Raw genomic sequence first — 10930 nt, 5'->3', positions numbered from 1 at the left:
CAAAGAAATAACTTAGATGAGATCTCTCATCCAACACGGTAAACTTGGGCTAGGACAGCTATTCAGGCTGTTTCCGCGGCTGAAACTGGTCGACGAGCTTGCCAACCGACACCGGTTTCACCACTGGGAGTTGGCATTTGCAGACGTTTTCTACGGGCCCCGAGCGGGCGGATCGGTGCGGGCAGGCTTTGATTTGATCGTGGGGAATCCTCCATGGGTAAAAGTAGAGTGGGACGAGAAAGGGGTGTTGGGCGACTTTGATCCGGTGGTTGTGGTGCAGAGGCTCTCGCCCAAGGAAGTGAGAAAGAGGATGGAGGCTGCCGTCACAGAAGATCCGGTAGTGCATGGTGTGTGGTTCGACGAGATGGAGGCGACTGAGGCGACACAGACCTTCCTGAACGCAACGCAAAATTACCCGCTGTTGTCTGGTCAGAAGGTCAACCTCTACAAGTGCTTTTTGCCGGAAGCATGGAGAGTGGCGAGTCCGCAAGGAGTCGTTGGCCTCCTACACCCAGAAGGCCCGTATGACGATCCGAACGCGGGCGTCTTCCGCGCTGCCCTGTATCCTCGGTTGCGGGGGCACTACCAGTTCATCAACGAACGTCGGCTGTTTCCGGAGGTAGACCATCACACCAAATTCAGCATCAACATCTACGGTCATGAGCGCCAGTTTGGCCGCCTTACCGATGCTTTGTATTTTTCGCACATCGCCAACCTGTTTGCGCCAACTACCGTCGATGCGTGTCTGGAGAATGACGGTCACGGGCGGGTACCGGGCGTCAAGGATGACCACTGGCAGTGGAACCTCGCCGGGCACTCGCGGCGCGTCATCAGTGTCGGCTTTAGTGAACTCCAGCTGTTTGCCGCACTGTACGATAAGCCGGACACACCACCGTTAGAGGCCCGTCTGCCCGCCTTACATTCGCAGGAGCTAGTGGCGGTTTTGGAGAGACTAGCGGATCAACCGACTTCATTGGGCGATTTACGGAATGACATCAGGATCAGTTCTGGGTGGAACGAAACGATCGCCCAACTCGATGGTACGATTCGCCGCCACACTGGCTTCCCGAATAACCCACGGGATGTCATTCTCTCCGGGCCGCATTATTTCTGCGGCAATCCCCTATACAAGACGCCCCGGCGATCATGCGCAAAAAACAGCGACTACGATGTCTTGGACTTGGACAAATTGCCCGATGACTACCTGCCTCGAACGAACTACGTACGGGCCTGTGATCAAGAGGACTACGATTCGCTTACAGACCAGGTAAGTTGGATAGGGGAGGAAGACGCAGGGCCACGGCAGTTCACGGAGTACTTTCGAGTAGTCAGCCGTGAGATGGTGGGCTCTACCTTGGAGCGGACGCTAAGTACAGCGTTGCTTCCCCGGGGTGTGCACCATCTCTACACGAGTATGTCCACTGCCTTTTTGCACACCAGGGTTGGCTGCGACTTTGGCGCATTGACTATGTCAGTTGTCTTAGATTTCTTCATTAAGACTACAGGTACAGGTCACGTAACCCCGTCATTCCTGCACTGTCTCCCCCTCTTGTCTCCCGGCTGCGACCCCTTTATTAGATTTGGTCTCCGACTCCGAAGTCTGATCCTCAACTGCCTCACGATCCACTATGCGGATCTTTGGGAGAAAATCTTCACCCCCGAATTCCGGCGAGACTCCTGGGCCAAACCAGATCCACTTCTTTCTGATTCGTTCTTCGCAAACCTCACCCCGTGCTGGTCTCGCCACGTGGCGCTGCGCACCGATTACGCCCGCCGCCAAGCCCTCGTCGAAATCGATGTGCTCACCGCCATGGCCTTCGGTCTCACCCTGGACGAGTTGTGCACCATCTACCGCGTCCAGTTCCCCATCCTGAACCAATACGAGCGAAATACTTGGTATGATCGCAATGGCCGCATCGTCTTCACGGTCTCCAGAGGTTTAGTCGGGGTCGGCCTCCCACGAAAGAAGCGGAAAAACGACACTTGCTATGGCATCCGCACGGACCGACACCACGAGAACGGCATCGCCTTAGGTTGGGAAGATATCTGCAACTTGAAGCACGGCGTCGTCACCCGGACGATCATGGACGACACCCTCCCCGACGGCCCATTCGAGCGGACTATCGAGTATCTCGCACCCTTCGATCGCTGTGACCGGGAAGAGGACTACCGCACAGCATGGGCCGCCTTCGAAAGGCGGTTGAGGCACGCGCCCGAATGATCCCCAGCGTCGTCGCCGCCGAGGTCTTCCATGCGCTGCGCGACTTCCTCGTCACCGGGTTCACGCCGTCCAATCCGGATCTAGCCAACGTCATCGACGGCTTTCTGGCCGAACCCGGAAATCTGACCCGCGGTCCGTACCTGTCGCTGTCTCTGCCCTTCCGGAAGGCTCCCGGTGACGAGCCGTTTCCTCAAGTACCGCTGGGCTTCGCGCCCTACTACCACCAACGCGTCGCCATGGAACGTCTAGCTAGTGGGTCTGGAAAGTCCACGGTTGTCGCCACAGGGACCGGCTCGGGAAAGACCGAGTGCTATTTGCTGCCCATTCTGGATCATTGCCGTAACCGGGCCGGTCAGTCCGGCATCAAGGCGATCATCATCTACCCGATGAACGCGCTGGCGGTGGACCAGGCGACCCGGATCGGGCGCGCTATCCACCGCAACCCCGCGTTACGCCGCAAGATCACGGCTGGGTTGTACGTGGGAGGGCGTGAGGAGACGCCTCGTAAGAAGATGACCGCTGAGCACATCATCACGGATCGCGAAACCTTGCGACAGAGTCCGCCAGACATCCTGCTGACGAATTACAAAATGCTGGATTACCTGATGATCCGGCCCGGCGACCAGCGACTGTGGCGGCACAACCTACCGGGGACGCTCCGGTACCTGGTGGTGGACGAACTGCACACCTTCGACGGTGCTCAGGGGACGGACCTCGCGTGCCTGATCCGTCGGTTGCGGGCCCGGCTACAGGTTCCGTCGGATGCGTTGGTGTGCGTTGGCACGTCGGCGACGATCGGGACAGGCGACGATACTTCGGTGTGTGTGTACGCCACACGCGTCTTCAACCAGGAATTCGAACCGGGATCGGTCGTGGGTGAGACTCGGCAGGCGACCGAAGAATTTCTGAGCGGAACGCTTATCACGGGTTACTTGCTCCCGACGGACAGACTGGTGGAGACCCTGGATCCGCGGAGGCACGCAACGAGCACGTCGTATCTGCGGGCTGCCCACGAGGCATTCTTCAACGAGCCGCCTGCGGTCGATCTGAACCCAGACGACTGGAAGGTTACGCTCTCGGACCGGCTTCGCGAGCACACAACTTTCCGGAATCTGCTGCAGGTCCTGGGCGGGGAACCGAAACCGCTTCCGGAGGTAGCATCGAGGCTGCGACGGACTTTGCCTGTTGGAAGCGAGGAAGAGGCCGCGGCGGTGCTCAACGCGCTTTGTGCGCTGATTTCGTCTGCACGCCTACGCGACGATAACGGAGACCTTCGACCTTTCTTGGATGTGGGAGTGCACCTCTGGGTGCGGGAACTGGCGCGCATGGTGTGTAGCGTTTCGGAGGGGGGCGCAAGCGAGTCGGTCGCGGTGGATCCAGTCCGGCGGCTACGCCATTCGGACGATCTGCAGGCCCCAAGCGCGGACGATCGAAGCGCGGCCCGGGCCGTGCACCTTCCGCTCATTCAGTGCCGGGAGTGCCGCGTCACCGGCTGGGCGGCGGTGAAACGAGCCAATGAGCCCTGTGTCGAACCAGACTTGCGCATGTTCTACAACATGTTCTTCCGACGAGATGTGGATGTTCGCTTTCTGTTCCCTGGAGACAAGCCGACGATACGCTCGGCCCAACACATGATATGTGGGCGATGTGGGTGGCTTGGTATGGGCGAGCAGTTGAGCGGCTCAGGAAAAAGCCCCGCGTGCGCCGAGTGCGGATCGAACAGGGTCGTGCGGGTACATGTGCCAGACTCGGTGAGGACGGGCCTTCTCGGTGGAAAGACGATCCATGAACTGAGCCGGGACTGTCCCTACTGCCATGCCAGCGAGGGGTTGATCATCTTTGGCGCCCGTGCGGCCAGCCTGACCAGTGTCTTGTGCAGCCAGACGTTCGCCTCACGCCATAACGACGATCCCAAGGCGCTGGCTTTCTCCGACAACGTGCAGAATGCCGCCCACCGGGCCGGATTCATAGCCGCGCGCAGTCGCCAGACGCACACCCGGACTGCGATCGCCCATGTGGTCGCTGCCCACGACAGGGTTTCGCTGGAGCGCCTACCGGGGGCGGTCGTCCAATACTGGCGGGAACAGGCAGGCCGACCGGAGGACTTCGTTGGCGAGCACATCGCCGACGACCGTCGGTGGATGGGGGATGTGTTGCACCTCGAGCGCGAGGGAAGCCTTCCGGCGGGCTCGAATCTCCCCAAACTGGTGGCCGAGCGTTTGGAATGGGAAACACTTCGCGAATTCACCTTCGGGTCCGGTATCGGCCGGACGCTGGAGCGGACTGGCGTGGCGGCCGTAGCCATGGACCGTGCGCGCGTAGAAAAAGCTTGCCGCAAGGCTCATACGCGCATCCGGGAAGAAGTGGGTGTTCTGCTCGGTATGGGAGAGCAGGCGGTACGCGCGATGGTGTTGGGTGTGTTGCGGCGAATGAAGGACCGCGGGGCCGTGCGGCACTCCCTGATGGACAAATACCTAAGAAAAGGAGGCAACCAATGGGCGACGTGGGACCGCGACTTGGCGTTGCCGAAGTTTGGAAAGAGATCGCTGATTCCCGTCTTTCCGGTTTGCTCCGATCCTTCCTCATTCCCGCCCCCTCCCCACACCCGCGTCTACGACGGAGTCGAAGAAGTCCATGGACCGAGAGGGCGGCGATCCTGGTATCGGCGCTGGTGTGAGTCCTTGTTGGCGGGCGAGAGTGCGCTGGGTCCTGCAGAGTCCGATCATGTTCTCAGGCTGGTCTTCGGCGCACTCAAGGACGCAGAAATGGTCAGCAATGTTAGGTCCGGATCACGATGGGTGTGGGCCTTGGAGCCGGGGAGCCTTTCGGTGACCACCGACGCAACCTTTTTCCCGTTGGACGGACCGGGGAGGCCGTTGACCATCGCAGCCGCCGACGCGGATCTGTGGGCGGGTGTCCCGTGCCTCGATGGCTCGGTGACTTCCAGCCGTTATTGCAACCCGGACCATTCCGGTTCACCCGCAGTGGACTCGCCTACTTGGTTCGGCCGCCTGTACCGGCACGGCCAGGTACGCCGCATTGTTGCCGCCGAGCACACAGCCCTGGTGGAACGGGTGGATCGGGAGCGTCTTCAAAGAATCTTCGCGAAACCGAACCGCGCACGTCAGCCCTGGGAGCCGAATCTGGTGTCGGCTACCCCCACTCTGGAGCTGGGGATCGATATCGGTGACCTGTCCACCGTCACCCTTTGCTCGGTTCCACCGGCTACGGCCAACTACCGCCAGCGTGCGGGACGGGCGGGTCGCTTGGACGGCAATGCCCTGATCCTCACCCTCGCCAACGCCGCTCCTCACGATCTCTACTTCTATGCCGAGCCTCTGGAAATGTTGGCTGGCGGCGTCGACCCGCCGGGCATTTTCCTCGACGCGGTGGCCGTGCTTGAGCGGCAGATGACCGCGTACTGCCTCGACAACTGGGTCGCGTCTGGAACTCCCGAAGACGCGGTACCCAAGAAGATCGGAATGGTGCTGACCAACGTGGAGAAGGACCGACACGAAGGGTTTCCGTACCCGTTCTTTTCCTTCGTCCGCAATGAGGAGGAACACCTTATCGAAGGGTTCCTCAACGCCTTTTCCGGCGACTTGGCACAGTCGTCGCGCGCAGAATTGCGCAGTTTCGTGCTCGGCGATGTAGACAAGCAGAAGCCGTCTCTCATCCTCAAGATCCTCAACTGCCTGAAAGAGGTAATCAAGGAACGGAACTCAATTGCCGCTGACATCCGATCGCTCGGAAAGCGGATTCGCAAGCTAAAAAGCCGACCAAAGGACGAGGCCACTACGAACGAAATCAATGAACTGGAGAACGTCCGCAAGGGGCTCCGCGCGGTACACGGCAAGATCAACGCCCGCGACACATTCAATTTCCTGACGGACGAAGGGCTAGTGCCCAACTACGCGTTTCCGGAGGCGGGGGTGAAGCTGCGTTCGGTAATCCTGGAGCGCAAGCGGGCACAGGGCGGGGAGGGCGGTGAGGATACACGAGCCATCACGCACGATTACGAGCGCCCTGCCGCGATGGCGCTGGGAGAATTCGCGCCCGAGAATCGCTTCTACGCGCGTGCGCACCAGGTTGAGATCAGCCGCGTGGACACACGAGTCTCCGAACTCGAACGCTGGCGAATGTGCCCGTCCTGCGTCTACGCAGAAAACGTGGATGCTGGGGACCACCATTCGGCCTGTCCCCGTTGCGGCAATTTGCAGTGGCAGGACAGTGGGCAATTGCGCGATTTGCTCAGACTCCGACTGGTGCATGCCGTGGCGGACGGTCGCACCAGCCGCATCGACGACCAGAAGGACGACCGAGAGCACCTGTTCTACACGCGGAACCTGGTCGCAGATTTCGATCCGGTTGACGTCGAGCGCGCGTACGCGATCAATAAGGACGAGGTTGCGTTCGGGTTCGAGTACATTGCATCGGCCACTTTCCGTGAAGTCAACTTTGGAAGAATGGGACAGCCTACGCAGTCGGTCAGGGTGGCTGGTATGAAGCTTCCCCGCGAGGGATTCCGCGTTTGCCGACGTTGCGGCACGGTAAACTCGGGCAAGGGCTCGAAACCAGCGCATATGCCGACCTGCCCGTCTCGTCACTCGGGGCAGGATGCAATAGTCGACTGCCTGTATCTGTATCGCGACTTCCAATCTGAAGCGATTCGCATGTTGCTGCCACCCGCCGTCGGGCCGGATGCGGAGCGCTGCGAGCGTTCGTTTCTGGCGGCTTTAGAACTGGGGCTCAGGCAACGGTTCGGCGGCGAGATCGCGCACCTGCGGGCCATGACCTGCGCATACCCTGTCGAGGGGTCGGATCAGCCACAGAAGTACGTGCTGTTGTACGACACTGTTCCCGGAGGGACAGGCTATTTGAAGGATCGGATGACGGCCCCAGAAAGACTCCTTTCGGTATTCGAGGCTGCATTGGCGGCCATTGAGGAATGCTCGTGCAATCAGTACCCGGAAAAGGATGGTTGCCACCGCTGTGTTCTCGGATATCGGCGCAGCCGAGACATGCAGGACACCTCACGCGAGACCGCCCGCCACCTGCTACGCAACATCCTGGATGCCCGCGACCGTCTTGAGAAGGTGGAAGGGTTGAGCAAGGTGCGTGTGGTTGTAACGACCGACAGCGTCTTGGAGGATCGCTTTATCGAGGCGTTGCGAAGGGTTGCTGCGACAAGTGGTCAAAAGGCTTCGCTCCAGTATGACTTGGTGGACGGAAAGCCAGGATACGTACTGCGCATTGGTAGTGGTGGCGCAGATGGACATGCATGGTACGTGGTGCCGCAGGTGGACGTTGGTCTCAGCGACGGCGTGGTACACCCCAGCCGGCCGGACTTTCTGATTAGGCCAGCCAAGGCTTCGGCGATTCACCCTCCCGTAGCAGTGTTTATGGATGGATTCGAGTATCACCGTGATCGCGTGGACGACGACTCCGTAAAGCGGATGGCGCTTGTCCGGGCCGGCTTCGTCGTGTGGTCGGCGACCTGGGACGATGTGAAGGTGGTATTGGGCGAAGCTCAGGCGCCGAACGTTTTGATCCCCAGTAGAGATCCACAGCCGCCGATGGACCAGGTGCAAAGGGGGCTGGACGCTCAATGGCAGACCTCGGAACTCCGTTCGGCGCTGGCCGAACCCACCCTCAAACTGCTTGGACGGTATCTCGCTGACCCGGATCCCGCCCTATGGAGACGGGCAGTGTTCACGCAATTGGTGGGTGAATTCGACCAGGCGACCATGACTTCGGCCGATTTCGCGAAACGGTTTGCGGAAGCGGCGAAGGCAGCGCTGCCCGAAGGCGCGGTAGACTTCCTGGACCAGGGTTCATCAGCAGCCCCTACCCACGACGCGCACGTCTTCGCAGGCCGCGGAGCATGGCGCTCTGCGGGTGGTGAAGGGCCCGCTGTCCCCTTCGCAAACGGGCTGATCAATCTATTGCTGGCCATGCCGCCATCGGCCTTGCAACGATTCGATTCGGATGCGATGTGGGCGACGATCCACCTTTTTGACGATGACTCAATTCGAACCCGAGAGGACTTCCAAAATGCGTGGAACGGCGCGTTGCGACTTTGCAATCTGCTGCAGTTCTTGCCGCTGGCCTGGTGGACGACGCGACGGGGAAGGGAAGCGAACCTCTACCACGAGCTCCCCTTGAAGTCGCGCGGTTGGATGGCGGGTGTTCTGGACGAGCACGATGGTCCGGAGACCGAGAATGCCTGGGCCGAGGCGCTTCGGTATGTCGTCGATGACCTCAAACCCGATCTGCTTTGGCTCCGAGAACGGGACTTTCCCCCACCTGAAGTGGGTTTTGAATTGACCGGGCCGAGGGGAGTCCTCGCAGAAGCCGAACTGGGATGGGAAGCTCGTCGGGTGGCCGTCTTGATGACGGACGAGAACGCAGACCGCGTTGCGTTCGAATCGCATGGTTGGAGCGTTATTATCGCGCCCTCGGACGACCTCGCGGGATCAATTGCTGCCCTCCTTACTGGAGACCCAACATGACACCACGAGTGCGTTTGGCCATGTCCAGCGACTTCCTGGAGGCGTACACGTTCCTTCCCAAGCCCCAACAGCGCAAGGTCCGCACCCTCATCACCCGGTTCACGGCTGATCCGACCTCGCCCGGCCTGAACTACGAGCGCGTGCAGGCAGCGGACAACTTGCGTTCCCTTCGAATCGATCGGTCCTATCGAGCCATCGTGCTCAAACCGAAAAGCGGCAACGTCCATCTGATGCTATGGGCAGACAAACACGACGAGGCCTATGACTGGGCTCGTCGGCATCACTGCCGTGTCAACCCAGATACCGGTGCCCTACAAATCTACGAGCCGCAACAGTCCTCCGAAGCCGTCCACAAGGCAGCCAGGCCGGCGCACATCCCATCACAGCCCGGGCCGTTTGCCGCCTTGCGGGACCGCCAACTACGTCGCCTCGGTGTTCCCGAAGCAATGCTCCCCGAGATCCGAGAGCTCGATGGAGAAGCATCGCTCGACGCCATCCAGGAGCGCCTTCCCGTGGAAGCCTACGAATCTCTCTTCCTCTATTTAGCCGGAGACAGCTACGAGCAGTTGATCGGCAACCGCGAAGCTCCCGACGACAAAGTGGACACCGACGACATCGCCAAGGCCCTGGAGCGAATGGAGTCGAGGGGACGGTTCGTTGTTGTGGACAACGAGATGGAACTAGAGGAGGTTCTCAGCGCCCCTCTGGAAAGGTGGCGCGTTTTCCTCCACCCGTCTCAGCGTCGACTGGTCGAAAGAAATTGGAACGGTCCAGTGCGCGTTCTCGGTGGCGCCGGAACAGGGAAGACCGTGGTGGCCATGCACCGCGCCCGCTGGCTCGCCCGCAACTTGCCCGAAGGCGAACGCATTCTCTTTGTAACCTTCACAAGGAACCTCGCAGCAGACATTGAGAACAATCTGCGCTCCATCTGTTCGCCACAGGAGATGAGGCGCATAGATGTAACCAACCTCGATCGCTGGGTATACGGCTTCCTGCGACGGCGAAGGTACGACTTCCGCATCGTCTACTCTCGCGGACAGGCGCCGTGGAAGGAGATATGGCAACAGGCACTTGCGCTCAAGGACCTCGGTCTCAACCTACCGGATGCCTTCTACTCAGACGAACTTAACCACGTTGTCCTGGCCCAAGGGATCACCACCGAAGCCGAGTACCTTCGCGTTCCTCGTGTCGGTCGTGGAACGCCGCTCCGGCGCGCGCAGAGGGCCCGGGTGTGGCCGGTCTTTGAAGAATACCGCCTGAACCTGTCTATCCAAGGCGGTAAGGAGATGGACGATGCCTACCGCTCAGCCACCTCATTGCTGGCGGACGACCGGGGTAGTCTAGCCTACACTGCTGCCATCGTTGACGAGGCACAGGACATGGGTGCACAGGCTTACCGGCTGATGCGTGCCCTCGTGCCCGAAGGATCCAACGACCTCTTCATCGTCGGCGACGGGCACCAGCGGATCTATGGCCGAAGCCGCGTCGTCCTGGGGCAGTGCGGTATTCGTATCGTGGGACGCTCACACAAGCTCAGGATCAACTACCGCACCACGGAAGAAACTCGTTCCTGGGCGGTACGTCTCCTCGACGGGCGGGACATAGACGATCTAAATGGTGGTCTGGACGACCAGAATGGCTTCAAGTCACTTACCCATGGGCCCTCTCCTAAGGTCTTCGTTTTCGACTCGGATGAGCAGCAAACGGAATTCATCGTCCGGTGGCTGGGGGACTTGGCTGGAGGTGGCGAGAGCCTGCGGAGCACGTGCATCGTGGCGCGGACCGGGGGGGAGCGAGATTCCATAAGGCAAGCGATCGAGGAAGCAGGTCTGCCCGGTGTCGTCCTCGAACGGGATCTTCCCGATGATGCTGGCGACGATGCAGTTCGCCTAGCGACGATGCACCGGGTTAAGGGACTGGAATTCGACCGCGTCATCATGGCCAGTGTGAACAAAGGTCTCGTTCCACTGCCTAAAGCCATCAAGGGACACGCCGATGACAGCGCCCGCGAGTGGGCGGAGACCGAAGAGCGGGCTCTGGTTTACGTTGCGGCGACGCGAGCTCGGAAGGAGTTGCTCGTGCTCGGGCACGGCGTCGCGAGCCCTTTCTTGAGTGGGAATGGATAGACCGAAAAACAATCGACGCCGGCCATGAAAGCCTCCGACCCGCCGATCACCAAATCCTCTTGGAGTTTCCG

Annotated in this window: 3 protein-coding genes; all 3 read left to right on the top strand. The window is 60.4% G+C overall.

Going from position 1 to position 10930, the window contains the following annotated elements:
- Positions 1–16 precede the first annotated feature (16 nt).
- The 3 genes from OXT71_12235 to OXT71_12225 are packed head-to-tail and all read left to right on the top strand — an operon-like array spanning position 17 to position 10859.
- Entirely contained in the window at positions 17–2221 is a 2205-nt protein-coding gene (locus OXT71_12235) for a hypothetical protein (protein MDE2927158.1), read from the top strand.
- The gene (locus OXT71_12230; protein MDE2927157.1) at positions 2218–8733 is read left to right on the top strand and encodes a DEAD/DEAH box helicase; all 6516 of its coding nucleotides are present in this window, start codon (positions 2218–2220) and stop codon (positions 8731–8733) included. Before OXT71_12235 ends, OXT71_12230 begins: the two co-directional genes overlap by 4 nt.
- On the top strand, positions 8730–10859 hold the full coding sequence (locus OXT71_12225) for an AAA family ATPase (protein ID MDE2927156.1): 2130 nt from the start codon (positions 8730–8732) through the stop codon (positions 10857–10859). Before OXT71_12230 ends, OXT71_12225 begins: the two co-directional genes overlap by 4 nt.
- Positions 10860–10930: the final 71 nt, after the last annotated feature.

This window comes from Acidobacteriota bacterium, assembly GCA_028874215.1.
Classification (GTDB): domain Bacteria; phylum Acidobacteriota; class UBA6911; order RPQK01; family JAJDTT01; genus JAJDTT01.
Note: the sequence above shows the minus strand (reverse complement) of the source record. Positions and strands in the feature narration are given on the sequence as shown.